At 66.3% G+C, this 18,032-nt stretch carries 10 protein-coding genes; 8 read left to right on the top strand and 2 right to left on the bottom strand.

Annotation, left to right across the window (positions count from 1 at the left end):
• The first annotated feature begins 423 nt into the window (after positions 1-423).
• Both fumC and ACR4XJ_RS13745 read left to right on the top strand, forming a co-directional pair.
• Entirely contained in the window at positions 424-1,944 is a 1,521-nt protein-coding gene (gene fumC, locus ACR4XJ_RS13750; protein ID WP_434755730.1) for a class II fumarate hydratase, read from the top strand.
• A gap of 415 nt (positions 1,945-2,359) precedes the next feature.
• Positions 2,360-2,911: an acetate uptake transporter gene (locus ACR4XJ_RS13745; RefSeq protein ID WP_434755729.1), complete on the top strand. Its 552-nt coding sequence runs from the start codon at positions 2,360-2,362 to the stop codon at positions 2,909-2,911.
• 918 nt (positions 2,912-3,829) lie between these two features.
• Here the strand turns inward: ACR4XJ_RS13745 and ACR4XJ_RS13740 are convergent.
• A complete protein-coding gene (locus ACR4XJ_RS13740) occupies positions 3,830-5,656 on the bottom strand; it encodes an FAD-dependent oxidoreductase (protein WP_434755728.1) in 1,827 nt (608 codons plus the stop codon).
• 241 nt (positions 5,657-5,897) lie between these two features.
• Here ACR4XJ_RS13740 and ACR4XJ_RS13735 point away from each other — a divergent pair, with 241 nt between their 5' ends.
• Positions 5,898-6,404 (top strand): peptidylprolyl isomerase, encoded by a 507-nt coding sequence (locus ACR4XJ_RS13735; protein ID WP_434755727.1) that lies wholly within the window; start codon positions 5,898-5,900, stop codon positions 6,402-6,404.
• 422 nt (positions 6,405-6,826) lie between these two features.
• On the opposite strand, the gene ACR4XJ_RS13730 is transcribed toward ACR4XJ_RS13735, so the two are convergent.
• Entirely contained in the window at positions 6,827-8,152 is a 1,326-nt protein-coding gene (locus ACR4XJ_RS13730) for a peptidoglycan DD-metalloendopeptidase family protein (protein ID WP_434755726.1), read from the bottom strand.
• A 779-nt stretch (positions 8,153-8,931) separates the two neighbouring features.
• Between ACR4XJ_RS13730 and ACR4XJ_RS13725 the strand changes: the two genes are divergently transcribed.
• From ACR4XJ_RS13725 to ACR4XJ_RS13705, 5 genes are all read left to right on the top strand, one after another.
• Complete coding sequence (locus tag ACR4XJ_RS13725; protein WP_333505595.1) at positions 8,932-10,266, top strand: DnaA ATPase domain-containing protein; 1,335 nt, start codon at positions 8,932-8,934, stop codon at positions 10,264-10,266.
• A gap of 139 nt (positions 10,267-10,405) precedes the next feature.
• Positions 10,406-11,572 (top strand): DNA polymerase III subunit beta, encoded by a 1,167-nt coding sequence (dnaN, locus tag ACR4XJ_RS13720; protein WP_333505594.1) that lies wholly within the window; start codon positions 10,406-10,408, stop codon positions 11,570-11,572.
• Between the two features lie 281 nt (positions 11,573-11,853).
• On the top strand, positions 11,854-14,250 hold the full coding sequence (gene gyrB / locus ACR4XJ_RS13715) for a DNA topoisomerase (ATP-hydrolyzing) subunit B (protein ID WP_434755725.1): 2,397 nt from the start codon (positions 11,854-11,856) through the stop codon (positions 14,248-14,250).
• Positions 14,251-14,490: 240 nt separating this feature from the next.
• A complete protein-coding gene (gene gyrA / locus ACR4XJ_RS13710) occupies positions 14,491-16,929 on the top strand; it encodes a DNA gyrase subunit A (RefSeq protein WP_434755724.1) in 2,439 nt (812 codons plus the stop codon).
• Between the two features lie 382 nt (positions 16,930-17,311).
• Entirely contained in the window at positions 17,312-18,013 is a 702-nt protein-coding gene (locus ACR4XJ_RS13705; RefSeq protein ID WP_434755723.1) for a tetratricopeptide repeat protein, read from the top strand.
• The last annotated feature ends 19 nt before the right edge of the window (positions 18,014-18,032 follow it).

Below are 18,032 nucleotides of genomic sequence, written 5' to 3'. Positions count from 1 at the left end.
CGCTGACGACAGGCCCGGCGTCCGCGCGGGGCCGGGCCGGGCCGAGCAGCCGTACCGCGACGCCCTGCGGGCCTCCGGGGCGCGCCGGGGCACGCCAGCGCACCCCGGCTGTGGTACGGTGCAACTGTATGTATTGAAGCAAATGCGGCCCTTTCCGCAAGGGGAAACCTCGCGGATGGAGGAAAATACGCACTCCGGCGGGTGTACCGCACGCACGGGGGGCGGGAACCCGCCCCGGACGGCGAACCGCAATGCGCATGCGGCGGGATGCGCGGGAAGCCGGGACACGCCCGCTGCATCTCCGCAGCCGCCACATCCCCACAGACGCTGGACAGGCGCGCGCGCGCGGCGCTAGGATGGACGATACGGGGCGCCGCACCTGCCGCCGTCCCGTGTCCGTCCCCGCATGCCCAGGAGGCCGCCATGCCCCGCACGCCAGACCAGCCAGACCAGCCCGCGCCCCGCCCCGGCCATCGCCTGGAGCGGGACAGCATGGGCCTTGTGGAAGTGGAGCAGGACCGCCTGTGGGGCGCGCAGACCCAGCGTTCACTGGACAATTTCCGCATCGGGACTGACCGCATGCCCCTGGCCGTGGTCCACGCGCTGGCGCGCATCAAGAAGGCCGCCGCGCTGGTCAACCGCGATCTGGGCCTGCTGCCGCCGCCCCCGCCCGGCCAGCCGGGCCTGCCGCATATGGCCGAGACCATCGCCCGCGCCGCCGACGAGGTGTTGGCGGGCCTGCATGACGGCCATTTTCCGCTTTCGGTCTGGCAGACCGGCAGCGGCACCCAGACCAACATGAACGTCAACGAGGTATTGGCCAACCGGGCCACGCAACTGCTGGCGGAAGCGGCGGACACCGGCGCCGCCCCCGAGGGCCATCCCCCCTTCCGGATTCATCCCCCCGTTCATCCGCCCGTTCATCCCAATGACCACGTGAACCGCTGCCAGTCATCCAACGACGCCTTTCCGGCGGCCATGCACCTGGCCGCCGCGCTGGCCCTGCGCGACGACCTGCTGCCCGCCGTGCGCCACCTGCGCGACGCGCTGCGGGCCAAGGCCGCCGCGTGCGCGGACATCGTGAAGATCGGCCGCACCCATTTGCAGGACGCCGTGCCCCTGACCCTGGGCGACGAGATGTCCGGCTGGGCGGCGCAACTGGACACCTGCCTGGAAGGGCTGGACGCGGCCATGCCCCACCTGTGCCGCCTGGCCCTTGGCGGCACCGCCGTGGGCACGGGGTTGAACGCTCACCCCGCCTTCGCGCCGCGCGCCATCGCCCTGCTGGCCGACATGACCGGCCTGCCGCTGGCGCCCGCGCCCAACCCCTTCGCCGCGCTGGCCGCCCACGACGGGCTGGTGCTGACCAGCGGCGCGCTGCGTACGTTGGCGGGCGCACTCATGAAGATAGCCAATGACGTGCGCTGGCTGGCCTCCGGCCCGCGCTGCGGCATCGGTGAGTTGCGCCTGCCCGAGAACGAGCCCGGCTCGTCCATCATGCCCGGCAAGGTCAATCCCACCCAGTGCGAAGCCCTGACCATGGTGGCCGTGCAGGTCATGGGGTTGGACGCGGCCGTGGGCATGGCCGGATCGCAGGGCAACTTCGAACTGAACGTGTTCAAGCCGCTGATCATCCACGACGTGCTCACATCCATGCGCCTGCTGGCCGACGGGTGCCGCTCGTTCGCGGATCACGCCGTGGCGGGCATGCAGCCCGACCGGGCGGGCATCGCCGCGCACGTGGGCCGCTCGCTGATGCTGGTCACCGCCCTTGCGCCCGTCGTCGGTTACGACCGGGCGGCGCAGGCGGCGCACCTGGCCCATGCGCGGGGCATCACCCTGCGCGAGGCCTGCCTGGAACTGGGCCTGCTGGACGGCGCGGCCTTCGACGCGGCCGTGGATCCCCTGCGCATGGCCCGGCCGCACGGTGCGGAGGACGCGTAGCGGACGCGGGGAAGAGAATCCTCACCCCGACCCGTGAAAGCGCACACTCCAGCGCATCTTGCGCGCTTGTCCGCATCCGGGCATAAGCGCGCCATAGCCCCTCGCAGGGTCCGGCCCGGCAGCCGGACCACGCGGCCCCTCAGGGGGCGGACCGCCAACCCGCCATCCCCGGCCGCGCCACGCCACATCGCATCGCCGTTCCACCGGTACAGGTTCGCCGCCCGCACCGCCGCGCCCATTCCGTATCCATCCGGTACCCATCCGGTATCCATCGGGGCAGGCGGGCATCCATCGCGTCGGCGTGCCGTCATGGCTCGCGCCCGTCAGCCGGTCCTCATCCCCGGAACCCGGCACGCGGCGCGCCCCGCTGGTCCGCACGACGCGCCCACCCCCAGCCGCAGCAACGAGGAAGACAATGGAGACCAAACTGGCCAACCCGGCCCCGCTCGGGCTCATGGGCTTCGGGATGACCACCATCCTGCTCAACATCCACAACGCGGGCTTCTTTCCCATCAGCTCGATGATCCTTGCCATGGGCATCTTCTACGGCGGCATCGCGCAGGTCATCGCGGGCATCATGGAATTCAGGAAGGGCAACACGTTCGGCACCACGGCGTTCACGTCGTACGGATTCTTCTGGCTGACGCTGGTGGGGCTGATCGTCATGCCCAAACTGGGCTGGGCCGAACCCACCCCGCACGCCTACATGGGCTGTTACCTCGCCATGTGGGGGCTGTTCACCTTCTTCATGTTCCTGGGCACGCTGAAGGGCAAGACCACGCTGAAGTTCATCTTCCTGTCGCTGACCGTGCTGTTTGCCCTGCTGGCCATCCGCGACTTCACCGGCAGTGAGCTGATCGGCGTCATCGCCGGGTGGGAAGGGATCGTGTGCGGCGCCAGCGCGTGTTATCTGGCCATGGCCGAAGTGCTGCACGAGCAGTACGGGAAGGTTGTGTTGCCGTATTAGGTGGGATTGGAGGGGAAGGGAGGGGGAGGGGTTGTGCCCTGTTGGGTACGGCCTCTACGAAGACAGTTCTGCCCTGTTGACCACGCCCGATTTAGTTATGCCTCCGGCGGGGAGGAATGGGGTCGTGCGCGGTTGCACCCGGCCTCTACGAAGACAGTCCTGCCCTGTTGATTACCCTTGATTTCGTTATGCCCCCGGCGGGCAAGGGGCCATTAAGCGATGGCCCCTTGCATCCCCGCGCTCCAGGGGGGCTTCGCCGCCCCTGGACCCCCAACGCATCCTGCACCGCATTCCTACGCCGCCAGCTTCCCTCGGCCAAAGGGCCTTCGGGTGATCTGGCGGCGGGAATGCGATGTGCGCCAATCTCCCGCCGACGCCATCGCACTTAGGGTTACCCTTACCCCCGCCCCCGTTGCGACGCATGTGCCGCCGTCAAAGCCCGGCGGCACACGCTTTTTCGCACGCCGCTTTTCCGTTGAACGGCCTGAACTCCGGAAGTGCTGTTGGTATTGAAACCAATTGGCGTGGGCAACCTTCGTGCGGCGATACGCAGCCGCAGCCGAAGATCACCGCCGAGGCTTTGCGAGGCGGAAGCTTCGACGTCGCGGATGCGCGCCGCAAACAACATGGGGATAGAGGCAAGCTTGCCCCGGCCAAGCCGGCGAGAGCCCCGCGCACATCGCATTCCGCCGGGCAGATCGCCCGAAGGCGCTTTGGCCGAGGGAAGCTGCCCGGCGAGGAATGCGGTGCAGGATGCGTTGGGGGTCCAGGGGCGGCGAAGCCCCCCTGGAACGCGGGGGTGCAGGGGGTGTTCGTTACAACACCCCCTGCTCGCCGAAGGCATAACGAAATCGGGCGTGGTCAACAGGGCAGAACTGTCTACGTAGAAGCCGTACCTAACAGGTCACGCCGTCCCTCCTACTCCCCCTTCTTCCTCCAGTACGGATTCTGGGTATCCTCGAACGCGGCCAGCGCGGCAGTGGCCCCGCTGCCCACGGCGGTGACGATCTGGCGCACCCCGCCGGTCACGTCGCCCGCCGCGTAGATGCGCGGGATGTTGGTGCGCATGTGGCGGTCCACCTTGATGGAGCCGTCCTTTTCCAGCACCACGCCAAGCTCCGCGGCCTGTTCGGAATTGGGAATGTGCCCGATGGCCACGAACACCCCGTCGAACGGAATCTCGCTGACTGCATCGGTCTTCACGTTGCGCGCGCGGATGCCCCGCACCACGCCGGTGTCCGCCTGGGCCGGGGCGGTTCCGGGGGCCGCGCCCTTCCCGTCCTTTCCTTCCTTCCCACCCTGCCCCTCGCCACCATCCACCGGGGCCACGGTGTCGCCCAGAATCTCCTCCACCACGGTATCCCAGATCACCGGAATACCCTCGCGTTCCAGCGAATCCTGCAGGGCCTTCTCGGCCCTGAAGCCGTCGCGGCGGTGGATGACGGTCACGTCCGCGCCCAGGTTCTTCAGGTGCAGTGCGTCGGTGAGGGCGGAATTTCCCCCACCGATCATGGCCACCCGCTTGCCCCGGTACATGAACCCGTCGCACGAGGCGCAGTACGACACCCCCCGGCCGTAAAAGCGGCCCTCGCCGGGCGCGTCCAGCTTGCGCCATTGCGCCCCGGTGGCGAACACCAGCGCCTTGCACAGGTACACGGCCCGGCTGGTGTACACCTCGATGAGCTTGCCGATCTTGATTTCGTGCACGGCCTCGTTCTCGCGCACGGTGGCGTACTGGCGGGCGTGGGCGGAAAGCACCTCCACCAGCTTCAGCCCGGCGATGTCGGTGAAGCCGGGGTAGTTCTCCACCACCGGGGTGACGGTCACCTGCCCGCCCACCACGGCCTTGTCCAGCACCACGGTCTTCATGCCGCTGCGCTCGGCGTAGATGGCGGCGGAAAGGCCCGCCGGACCGGCGCCCAGCACCACCAGGTCGGCCTCCACCACGTCCAGTCCATCGGGGTCGATGCCCAGCGCGCCATGCTCGTGGCCGGGTTCCATGCCGTGCTCGCGCATCAGTTCTTCCGCGCTCTTCAGGGTAACCATTTCCAGGACGAAGCGCTCCTCGGGCAACAGCCCGATGGCCTTGTGCGTGTCGTCGTACTGGGTGTGCGGCACCGAGCCGACGCCGTACTTCCGGGACAGGTCGGGGAACTCGTCGGAATTGACGCACTCCGCCTCCACCAGGCCGGGCCGCTCGATGGCGCACTTGGCCGCGTGCATGAACTGGCCGGGGCAGTACGGGCACCCCGGCGAGGTGAACACCCGAGGCCTGCGCGGCTCCTTCAGTTCGGACAGGATGCGCCGCGAGGTTTCCGTCAGGCCCGACTGGCGCAGCGAAACCAGAAAGATGGATTCCACCAGCGCCCGGCCTTCCTCGCCCAGCGGCGCGCCGGTGAAGCGGATGCGGTAGTCCAGCGCCGGGGCCGCTTCGCCAGTGCCCACGAACATGGTGGGCGACAGGGTGACGTCCAGCCGCCTGGCCTCTTCGGAATCCAGCGCGTGGTGGCGCATGGAAATCTTGTCGATGATCAGCGAAAGGTCTTCGGCGAAGCGGCGGGTGTAGTCGTTGAAGGCGTTCTTTGCGTCGCCGTCGGTGAACACGTCGAGCACCACGGGATTCGGCAGCTTGGCGAACAGCTGGGTCAGCTGCGTGCGCCCGTCCTCGGGGATGAACCAGTCGCGGTCGGCGATATCCTTGCCGGAGGCGTTCGATACGGAGGAGTTCGATACGTCGGGCTTCATGGGGGACTCCTTTGGGTGCTGCGTTGTGGGGCGCGGGCTGTCCGGAAGGCGCGCGGACGCGGTACGCCGGATGCTGCCGGAACCATAGCATGGTGTAGCCATGCGGAACAACACAGGCAAGGGATAAGGCCACGGCCGCGCGCCCCCGCGGCATGCCCCACGCTCCCCCCCGCCGCCCGGCCCTTGCGTTTCGCGCGGCTTCCCGGCAAAGAGGGGGAACATTTCCCGTCAGGAGACACCCATGAGCAACCCCGTCATTCTGCTGGAGACCTCTTCCGGCGATATCCTCATCGAACTCGACGCCGAAAAGGCCCCGGCCACCGTAGCCAACTTTCTGGGCTACGTGGATTCGGGCTTCTACAAGAACACCATCTTCCACCGGGTCATCAAGGACTTCATGATTCAGGGCGGCGGCCTTTCCGTGCGCATGGAAGAAAAGCCAACCAACACCCCGGTGCGCAACGAGGCCAACAACGGCCTCAAGAACCTGCGCGGCGCCATCGCCATGGCCCGCACGGCCGACCCGCACAGTGCCGCGGCCCAGTTCTTCATCAACACCGTGGACAACCCCGACCTGGACCACACCGAAGAAACCGCCGAAGGCTGGGGCTACTGCGTGTTCGGCCAGGTCATCGAGGGCATGGACACCGTGGACAAGATCCAGAAGCTGAAGACCAAGCCCCAGGGCATCCACACCGACGCCCCGGCGGACATGGTGGTCATCACCGGCGTGAGCCGCTTCGAATAGCCGCGCCGCAACGTACCGCTCCCGAGAGGGGAGGGGACACCGTCGGGTGTCCCCTCCCCTTTTCCGTTGGCGCACCCCTCACCCGTGCGGATGTTCGTAATCATATCCAGTCATTTCAGCATGGTTACATGCTTGCGCACACCAGATGTCACCTTCCGGACCTGCCCCCTCCGCGCGCGTGAAAGGCACATGCCATCGGCGGTGACGGTCGCACCGGGTCTACGTTCATAATATATCATTTTATTTCACCATGTTTCACGCGAAACGCACACAGCGAACAGCCATTCCGGCTGGCCCCACATCCCCCTGACCGCACCGGCACCCATCGGTGGCTTGCCGACGGCTTGCCCGTCGCACGCACGCAAAAGCGCACCGCCCCCCTTGGGGAACGGCGCGCCATATCGAAATTATTATTGTGATTTCTAGATGTTGGGCAGGTTCTGCACATCCAGCGTGGCCAAGTCGCCGTCACCGTCCAGATAGGGGCGGATGGCGTCCATCTGGCGGCGGAAGTCGGGCAGCAGCTTGCGGGCCACGGGTTCCGCGCGGGGGCTGATGTTCTTGGTGGGGTTGATGAACTTGCCGTCCTTCTTCAGGCGGAAGTCCAGGTGCGGGCCGGTGGCCCAGCCCGTGGCGCCCACGTAGCCGATGACGTCGCCCTGCTTCACCGTGGCGCCCTTGCGCACCCCCCGCGCGAAGCCGGAAAGGTGCCCGTAGTAGCTTTCGTAGCCGTTGGCGTGGCGCAGGATGATCAGGTTGCCGTACCCGTTGCCCCACCCGGCGGAGGACACCACCCCGTTGCCCACGGCCTTGACCGGGGTGCCGGTGGGCGCGGCGTAGTCCACGCCCTGGTGCGGCCGCACGTCGCGGAAGATGGGGTGCTTGCGGGTCATGGTGTACCCGCTGGAGATGCGGGTGAACGACAGCGGGGCCTTCAGGAAGGAACGGCGCATGGAAGCGCCCTCCGGATTGTAGTACTGCGGAAAGCCCAGGTCGTCGTGGAACAGGTAGGCGCGGTGGGTCTGGTCCTGATTGGTGAAGATGGCGGCCAGCACCCGCCCGTAGCCCTTGAATTCGCCCTCGCGGAAGCGCTTTTCCACCAGCACGGTGAAGCTGTCGCCCTCGCGGATGTCGCGGATGAAGTCCACCTCCCAACCGAAGATATCCGCCAGGCGGATGGCCAGGGTGGGCGATTCGCCCGCGTCGGCCACGGACTGGAACAGGTTGGACTCGATGACGCCCTCGACGCGGACCACGTCCACGTCGTACGTGATGGGCTCCACCCTGGCGGCGAAGGAATCGTCGGTCTTGCTGACGATGAGCTTTTGCGAGTTGTCGATCTCGTACTCGAAACGCTCGATGCCGCCCACGCTGGCGTTGGCCACCACGGTGTACGGCTGCCCGGCGCGCAGCTTGGCCAGCGAATAGACCTTCTCGCACGCGGTGACCATGGTGTGCACGTCCACCGAGGACAGCCATTCTTGCAATATCTTGGCCGCCGTGTCCCCGGAGGAGACAACCCCCTGCACCACCTCGGGCTGCCCGTCGGCCTGCCCGTCCGGGCCGCCGTCCGCGCGCAGTTCCGGGGGCAGCTGCCCGCCCGGCATGGTGGCGTTGCAGTCCGCCGCCGTGGTTTCGGCGGATGTTTCGGTGGCCTGCTGCCCGCGCCGCAACACGAATGGCGCGGCGACCAGCAACAGAATGACCAGCAGGACGATTCCGGAACGCTTGGCGGAAGGCAACTGCATGAAACCTCGTGCGATGGGGCAGACCCGGGAGCCGACCGGAACCAATCGAAACTGGCGGCCACGGCGCGTGGATGGGGTCGGGCGGTCTGCGCTTCGGTGATGGGGTGGCCCCGCGCCGTGCGGGTCCGGTCCACCGGATTGCCCCTTCGACACGGGGAACCGGGGTGGCCGGTGATGGGTGGCGCGCGCCGGGGATGCCGGGGCGGCCACTGGGGCGCCCAAGGGGCGCCTTGCCGCGCGCACGGCACGGAAGGCAATGGGGGCGCGCCCTCAGGGGACGGGCGGGTCCAGCCGCAAGGGACCGGCCAACCCTAGCCGCGCCGTGGGGAATTGTCCAGACGGCCGACGGATTCTGCACATGGTTGCACAAACGGCGCCTGCGGTGCGAAACCGGACCAACCCGGACCGGGATGCGAAACCGAGCACAACGGGCTTCTGCGGGGGCGTGGCGCGGCAAATCCGGCATGCCCCGAGTCGGTTCTGCTCCGGTTCGCGCCGATCCCGCGCGAAAGCGCACGGCGTCCGTCCCTCGCGCAAGGCCCCTCGCCCCGCGCCGGGCGTGCGCCTCCACGGCCCCGCCGCGTCCGGTGAAGCGCCCGGCCTTGTTCCGGTTCGATGAATATGATAATGATGCGCACTTGGGCCACGGCAATCCGCCGTCATCCATCGCTCCCGCGCACACGGGCATGCGAGGGGGACGGCACGCGCCGCCGGCGGCCCGCATTCCCGTACCCGCAAGCCCGGTCCGCCGGGTTCCACACAGGACCGATCCACCGCCCGTGCTGAAGAAAGCCCTGCGCCAACACCTCCAGCAGACCTGCCAGGAGCAGGATCTGCGCCAGTGGTACGACCCGCTGGCCATCACCCTGAGCAAGGACGACAAGCGGCTGGCCGTCCAGTTTCCGCACCCGTTCTTCGCCCAGTGGTTTTCGGCCACGGCGCAGGTGACCTTCGAATCACGGCTGCGCGAGTTCCTGGGCGACGGCTACGTGCTGCACTACACCTCGGGCAACGGCGGTTCGGCCCAGGCGGCCCCGGCCGTCCGGGCGGCGCGCCAGCTGGACTATCCCTTCGGCCCCCGGTTCACCTTCGACAGCTTCCTGAACAACCGCAAGAACCAGTTTCCCGTGGCCTCGGCCAAGGAAGTGGCCCGCGACGGCCGCGATTCCAGCGACCGGGTGTACAACCCCTTCGTGGTCTGCGGCGGCAGCGGCAACGGCAAGACGCACCTTCTTCGCGCCATCGCCAACGAACTGAGCCGGTCGCGCGACGAAAACGCCATCTTCTGCGGCGCAGTGGACGAACTGGGCACCCGCTTTCCCGGCCTTTCCGCGTCCGGCCCGGCCGCAGCGCAGGAACGCCAGCAGGCCCGCAGCCGCCTGTGCGCCCACGAAGTGCTGGTGGTGGACGACCTGCAACGGCTGCGCGACCTGCCCTTTCTGCAGGACGAGCTGACCTTCGCCTTCGACCACTTTCACGACAAGGGCAAGCAGATGGTCTTCGCCTGTTCCGGCAAGCTGACCGACCTGGACTTTCTGGCACCCAAGCTGCGCTCCCGGCTGGAATGGGGGCTGATCGTGGAACTGCGCGAACCGGACCTGGACGTGCGGCTGAAGTTCATCCAGCAGCAGAGCCGCTCGCGCAACATCCAGCTTTCCAAGGAACACTCCCTGACCCTGGCCCAGCGGTTCCGCGAGTTCCGCCACCTCCAGGGCATCCTGATCAAGGTCGGCGCCTACCGCCAGCTGATCAACCGCGACATCCAGGACCGCGAACTGGAGCAGATCCTGCGGCACACCGACGGCGGCAAGGGCACCAGCCTCACGCCCCAGGCGGTCATCGCCGCCACGGCGGAGCAGTTCGGCATCCCCGCCCGCGACATCGTGGGCGACAAGCGCCAGAAGAACATCGTGCAGGCGCGCCAGGTGGCCATGTTCCTGTGCCGCGAACTGCTGGGCAGTTCCTTTCCGGCGCTGGGCCGGGTGTTCGGCGGCAAGGACCATTCCACCGCCATGTACGCCGTGCGAAAAATCAAACAATTGCAGCAGAGTGACAAAGATATGCAACTTCTGGTGACCGACCTCAAACGAAAGTGCCTAACTCGGGCCGAATGAGCCCTCGCCCCCTTTCGGCTGTTCCTTCGGTTCCCACGCGGTGCATTGTGATGTTCCCGGAAATTTCAATTCATTTCCGCATGTTGAACAGGTTGTGCACTTGGACACAGGCCCTGCTACTACAACAGGAGATCCAGATATGTTTCTGAGAATCCAGAAGGAAGATGTCATCGAAGGCCTGCAGAAGGCCGCCAGCATCATCCCCGCCAAGACGGGCGCGGCCTACCTGCGCTCCATCTGGCTGAAGGCCGAGAACGGTTCGCTCAGCGTGCTGGCCACCGACTCGAACATCGAGTTCCGGGGAGCCTACGCCGCCGACATCGAACAGCCCGGCCTGGCGGGCGTGCAGGGCCGCGCCTTCGTGGACCTGCTCCGCAAGCTGCCCGGCGGCCAGATCACCCTCAAGCTGGACGGCGAGAGCGGCAACCTGCTCATCGAGCAGGGCCGCCGTAAGTACAAGCTGCCGGTCAACGACCCGGTGTGGTTTCAGAACTTCTCGGAATTCCCGGCCGACGGCTCGGTGATGTGGTCCGGCGACTACCTGCAGGAACTCATCGAGCGCATCGCCTTCTGCATCAGCGACGAGGACGCGGTGGAGGCCATCGCCTGCCTGTCCCTGAAGCCCGGCGCGCAGAACGCCATCGAGGCCTGCGGCCTGAACGGACACCAGTTCGCCATGCTGCGCTTCACCCATGACGAACTCATGGCCCTGCTGCCGCCCGAAGGCATCCTGATTCAGAAGAAGTATCTGGGCGAACTCAAGAAGTGGCTGGGCACCGACGAGGTGGAACTGAACATTTCCGAAAAGCGCCTGCACTTCCGCACCGGCGACGGCAAGGAAACCTTCAGCCTGCCGCTGTCGTACTACCAGTACCCCGACTACATGAACTTCCTGGCCAAGCTGTCCGCCGATTCCGTGTCCAGGCTGGAACTGCCCCGCAAGGACGCCATGGACGCCCTGGACCGCCTGCTGATCTTCAACACCGATTCCAACCGCTGCACCTACTTCGACCTGAACGGCAACGGCGGCGCGGGCGAAGTGATGCTCTCCGCCCAAGGGCAGGACGTGGGCTCGGCCACCGAAACCCTGGAAGGCGCCTACAGCGGCGACATCAAGAAGATAGCCTTCCCCACCCGCAACCTCATCGAGATCATGGGCCACTACCGCTCCGAACGCCTGGCCCTGACCCTGACCGGCAGCGAAGGCCCCTGCGGCATCACCGGCCCCGACGACAGCGAGTACACCGTGATCATCATGCCCATGAAGATCGTGGAAGAGACGTATTACAGCGAAGAGGAAGTGTAGCGCGCAGCGCCGCTTTGGTATCTTCGCAGGCCGTCGGAGGAAGGGGTTTACGTTTTTTTACGCCTCCGGCGGGCAGGGGCTGCCGCCCCTGCACCCTGCAAATGGAGTTTATGACGTGCCGTGCCGGATGCGAGGAGTATTCGTGCGCCCCTAGTGTCTCATTTGTGAGACAAGTTCACTAGAGAATGGGGTGCAGGGGCGGCAGCCCCTGCCCGCCGGAGGCTGAAAAAAATGGCGCGCCGCACGGTTAGAACATCCACAAGTTGGAGACGATCCCAAAGATGACCACTCCCACGGGACAGACCTATACCGCGGACAGCATCACGATCCTCGAGGGTCTTGCCGCTGTCCGCAAGCGCCCCGCCATGTACATCGGGTCCACCGATGCGCGGGGCCTGCATCACCTTGTGTACGAGGTGGTGGACAACTCCATCGACGAGGCCATGGCCGGGTATTGCTCGCGCATCGTGGTCAAGCTGCACCTCGACAACAGCGTGACCGTCAGCGACAACGGGCGCGGCATTCCGGTCGACCTGCACCCCAAGGAGGGCAAGCCCGCGGTCGAGGTCGTCATGACCAAGCTGCACGCGGGCGGCAAGTTCGACAACAACGCCTACAAGGTGTCGGGCGGCCTGCACGGCGTGGGCGTGAGCTGCGTCAATGCGCTGTCGGAATGGCTGGAAGTGACCGTGCGCCGTGACGGCAAGCGCCACCGCATGCGTTTCGCGCGCGGCGCGGCGCAGGGCGCGCTGGAATTCCTTGGCGAATCGGCCAACCACGGAACCACGGTGCACTTCAAGCCCGACGAGGAGATCTTCGAGACGTTGCAGTTCTCGTACGAAACGCTGCGCAAGCGCTTCGAAGAGCTGGCCTACCTGAACAAGGGCCTGGAAATCGAGTTCACCGACGAGCGCAGCGCGGAAACCCACGTGTTCCGCGCCGACGGCGGCATCCGCCAGTTCGTGAAGGACCTGAACTCCGGCGAGAGCGGCATCCACCCCATCATCGACGGGGAAGGCATGACCGACGGTGTGACCGTGGACTTCGCCCTGCAATACAACGCGGGGTACAAGGAAAACGTGCTCACCTTCGCCAACAACATCCGCACCAAGGAAGGCGGCACGCACCTGGCCGGGTTCAAGACCGCCCTCACCCGCGCCATCAACGGCTACATCAAGAGCCAGCCCGACCTGACCAAGAAGCTGAAGGGCACCGCCCTGTCCGGCGACGACGTGCGCGAAGGCCTGACGTCTGTGGTCTCGGTGAAGCTGCCGCAGCCCCAGTTCGAGGGCCAGACCAAGACCAAGCTCGGCAACAGCGAAATCGCGGGCTTGGTGGCCGGCATCGTGTACGACAAACTGAACGTGCACTTCGGCGAGAACCCCAAGGACGCCCGCCTGATCATCGACAAGGCCGTGGACGCCGCCCGCGCCCGCGACGCCGCCCGCCGGGCCAAGGAACTGGTGCGCCGCAAGGGCGCGCTGTCCGACAACTCGCTGCCCGGCAAGCTGGCCGACTGCCAGTCCAAGGACCCCGCAGAATCGGAACTGTTCATCGTGGAAGGCGACTCCGCAGGCGGTTCGGCCAAGCAGGGCCGCGACCCCTCCACCCAGGCCATCCTGCCGCTGCGCGGCAAGATCCTGAACACCGAGCGCACCCGCTTCGACAAGATGCTGGCCAATAAGGAAGTGAAGGCCCTCATCACCGCCATGGGCGCGGGCATCGGCGAGGATGACACCGACTACGACAAGCTGCGCTACCACAAGGTGGTCATCATGACCGACGCCGACGTGGACGGCGCGCACATCCGCACCCTGCTGCTGACCTTCTTCTTCCGGCAGTACCAAGAGCTTATCGACCGCGGCCACCTGTACATCGCCCAGCCGCCTCTGTACCGGGTGCACAGCAGCCGCTTCGAAAAGTTCATCAAGGACGACCCCGAACTCAACGCCTTCCTGCTGGAACGCATCAGCAACGACATCACCATCCGCACCGAATCGGGCTGCGCCTTCACCGGGCCGGATATCGTCTCGCTCATGAAGGCCATTGAACTGGTGTCCGGCAAGGTGTCCGACGTGGAGAACATCGGCATCGCCCGCGAACTGTTCCTGGCCTTCATCGAGTACCAAACCCGCATCGAACCCCAGTGGTTCACCGAAGAAGACCCCAACGGCCTGCGCCAGTGGCTGGCCGACCGGGGCTACTCAGTGTCCGCCGAGCACGAGGAAGCCGACGAGGGCAGCCGCACCTTCGTGGTCTTCGAGGACGCCAACGGCCACCGCACCCGCGTGGGCGCCGAGTTCTTCCATTCCAAGATGTACCGCCAGGCCTGGGATGCCCTGGCCGATATCCGCACCCGCTGCGGCAGCCTGCGCTGCTCCGTGGACCGCAAGGGCGAAACCACCGAAGCCGAGGACATCTTCGACCTGTTCCGCATCGTGCTGGACGAGGCCCGCAAGGGCATCAACATCCAGCGCTACAAGGGCCTGGGCGAAATGAACCCGGAACAGCTGTGGGTCACCACCATGAACCCGGAAAACCGCACCCTGCTGCGCGTCAACGTGGACGACGCCGAAGAAGCCAGCGAAGCCTTCGAACAACTCATGGGCGACCGCGTGGAGCCCCGCCGCGAGTTCATCGAGCGCAACGCCCTGTCCGTGCAGGAACTGGATATCTAGGGGAAGTTGCCTATGGGGAATGCGGGGCGCTGCCCCGCACCCCGCAAGGGGGCCGCGCCCCCTTGACCCCTTGTATGGGGAGTGCAGGGGACGGCAGCCGTTAGGTGAGCGCGTAGCGCGAACCTTACGGATGGCGATCGCAGCGCGCGACAGCCCCCTGTCCGCCGGAGGCGTATAAAAATCTGTTCTCTCCGGGCATAGCCGCAACGGCAACCGTCCATCGAGAAGCGAGGCAAACCAGTGTCGCAACAGGTCAGCATAGAAAAGGAGCTCAGGAAGTCGTACCTCGAGTACTCCCTGAGCGTGATCATCGGCCGCGCCATCCCGGATGCGCGCGACGGCCTGAAGCCGGTGCACCGGCGCATCATGTTCGCCCAGCACGAGCTGGGCAACGGCTACACCCGCCCGCCCAAGAAGTCGGCGCGCGTGGTCGGCGACGTCATCGGTAAGTACCACCCGCACGGCGACTCCGCCGTGTACGACGCCCTGGTCCGCATGGCGCAGGATTTCTCCATGCGCGACCCGCTGGTGGACGGGCAAGGCAACTTCGGCTCCATCGACGGCGACGCCGCGGCGGCCATGCGCTACACCGAAGTGCGCATGTCCCGCCTGGCGGGCGAATTCCTTGCCGACATCGACAAGGAGACCGTGGACTTCCGGCCCAACTACGACAACACCCTGCTCGAACCTTCGGTGCTGCCTACCAAGGTGCCGAACCTCTTGCTGAACGGTTCGTCGGGCATCGCGGTGGGCATGGCCACCAACATTCCGCCCCACAACCTGGGCGAACTGTGCGGGGCTCTGCTGCATATCGTGGACGAGCCGGGCTGCACCGTGGAAGACCTGATGGACCACGTGAAGGGTCCGGACTTCCCCACGTCGGGCTTCGTGTACGCCGGGCAGGGCCTGTACGACGCCTACACCACCGGGCGCGGCACCGTGAAGGTGCGCGGCCGGGTGGAGATAGAAGAGCGCAAGAAGGGCCTGCAAGCCATCGTCATTCGGGAAATCCCCTTCGCGCTGAACAAGTCGAGCCTGGTGGAGAAGATCGCGGCGCTGGTCAACGAGCGCAAGATCGACGGCGTGGCCGACCTGCGAGACGAATCGGACCGCAAGGGCATCCGGGTGGTCGTCGACCTCAAGCGCGGCACCATTCCGGACATCGTGGTCAACGCGCTGTACAAGTACACGCCGCTGGAAACCTCGTTCGGCATCAACATGCTGGCCGTGGTGGGCAACCGCCCGCAGCTGCTGAACCTGAAGCAGGCGCTGGAAATCTTCCTCGAGCACCGGCGCGAGGTGATCATCCGCCGCACCCGGTACGACCTGCGCAAGGCCGAGGCGCGCGCCCACATCCTGGAAGGCCTGCGCATCGCCCTCGACAACATCGACGAGGTCGTCGCCCTGATCCGCGCGTCCAAGACGCCGCAGGACGCCAAGGACGCCTTGATGGGCCGCTTCGACCTGTCCGAGGCGCAGGCCCAGGCCATCCTGGACATGCGCTTGCAGCGCCTGACCAACCTCGAACACGAGAAGTTGGTCGAGGAATACAACGAGCTGCTCAAGAAGATCGAGTTCTTCAAGTCGGTGCTGGAAAACCCCGAGGTGCTGCGCTCGGTCATCCGCGAGGAAATCAGCGAACTGCGCGACACCTTCGCCACCAAGCGCCGCACCGAAGTGCTGGAAGAAGAGCTGGACGGCATCGACATCGAGGACCTCATCCCCGACGAGGACGTGGTCATCACCCTGTCGCGCCGCGGCTACATCAAGCGCACCACGCTGGACAACTACCAGCAGCAGCGCCGGGGCGGGAAGGGCATCGCCGGGGTGCACACCTCGGAAGACGACTTCGTGCAGGACTTCCTGACCACCACCAACCACCAGTACCTGCTGCTGTTCACCAACCACGGCCGCATGCACCAGATCAAGGTGCACCGCGTGCCCGAGGGCAGCCGCACGGCCAAAGGCGTGCACATCGCCAACCTGGTCCAGCTGGACAAGGACGAACTGGTCACCAACGTGCTCACCGTGCGCGAGTTCGCCGAGGACCGGTACTTCCTGTTCGTGACCCGGCGCGGCATGGTCAAGCGCTCCAGCGCATCGCTGTACGCCAAGTGCCGCAAGACCGGCCTCATCGCCGTGGGCCTGCGCCCCGACGACGAGCTGATCATGGTGCGCGAGGTGGACGAACATTGCCACATCGTGCTCACCACCGGCGACGGCATGGCCATCCGCTTCCAGTGCGAGGACGTGCGCCCCATGGGCCGCAGCGCCACCGGGGTCAAGGGCATCGCCCTGCGCGGCAAGGACCGCGTGGTGGCCTGCGTCATCCTGGCGGAGGAAGACACCACCTCCATGATCATGTCCGTGTCCGCCAACGGCTTTGGCAAGCGCACCAAGGCCGACCTGTACCGCGTGCAGTCGCGTGGTGGCGTGGGGGTCAAGAACTTCAAGGTCACCCCCAAGACCGGCGAGGTCATCGGTGCCATGCCCGTGCGCGACGACGACGCCCTCGTGCTGCTCACCTCCACCAACAAGATCCTGCGCATGGGCCTCGACGACGTGCGCAGCGTGGGCCGCGCCACCCAGGGCGTGCGCCTCGTGCGCCTGGACGAAGGCGCGCTCGTGGTCGGCTTCGATCGCATCGACGAACGCGAAGTGGTGGACGGGGAAGAGTAGCCGGGAAGGGAAGAGGAAACGAATCGGGGGAGAGGAAGGAAACTTTTGGAAAAGTTTCCTTCCTCTCCCCCGTACCCCCTCCACTCCCTTCAAAACTTTTTAATAGGCTTCAGTATCGTCCCCCATTGAAGGTGTGCCCATGACCAGTGCTGTTGAGTTCCGGGCAACGCCCTTGGCTACCCCCCAATCAAAAAGTTTGGGAGAGGGAGCGGCAGCCGTTACACGAGCGCACAGCGCGAGTGTTACGGATGGCGACCGCAGAGCGTGGGTACGGAGAGGGAGAACCTTTTTCAAAAGGTTCTCCCTCTCCGTGATTCTGCCTTTGCTCATATTTCCCATTTTTTTCCTCACTGCTTGCGAGAAGGCGGCGCCGCCGGACGACATGGCGGACGCGCGCAAGGCGGCGGTGGAGCGGCGCTACGGCGAGGCGGAAAAGTTGCTGGAGCGGTACCTGCGCCTGAATCCGGAGGGGGAGGAGCGTTGGGAGGCGTGGCAGCGCCTGGTGCAGATCACCCTGGACGTGCGGGGCGACGACAAGGCGGCCATGGAACTTCTGGAGGCCATGTACCTTGAGTTCGGCATGGACGGCGACAAGGCGCGCGAGGTTCTGGTGCGGCTGGGCGGACTGCTGGAGACGGCCCGGCGCTGGGACCGGGCGGCGGACGTGTGGCGCAAGCTGATGGAGGTGCCGGACCTGCCGGGCGACGAGAACGCCCGGACGCACCGGCGTCTGGCGCGCATCCACGCCTCGCGGCGCGAGTTCGGCATTGCGGAGGACGTGCTGCACCAATGCCTGCAACTGAAGGCGGCGGAGGCCCGGCGCGCGGAATGTTTGTATGATCTGGCCGACATGCAGATGTCCATGGAACACTACGCGCGCGGGGCGGACCTGGCGCGGCAGATCCTGGCCATGCCCGGCGCGGACAAGGATTTGAAGGCGCTGGCCGGGTTCCTGCTGGGCGACGCGCTGGAACAGCAGGGCAGGACCGCCGAGGCCTTGGCCATGTTCGAATCCATCCGCGAGGCGTACCCCAATGAGATGGTGGTGGACACACGCATCCGCCAGTTGCGCAAGGGGCGTTAGGACGAGCGACACGGCCCGC

This window comes from Nitratidesulfovibrio sp. D1, assembly GCF_051133415.1.
Classification (GTDB): Bacteria; Desulfobacterota; Desulfovibrionia; order Desulfovibrionales; family Desulfovibrionaceae; genus Cupidesulfovibrio.
The sequence above is the reverse complement of the archived record's forward strand: the minus strand, read 5'-3'. Positions and strand labels throughout refer to the sequence as shown.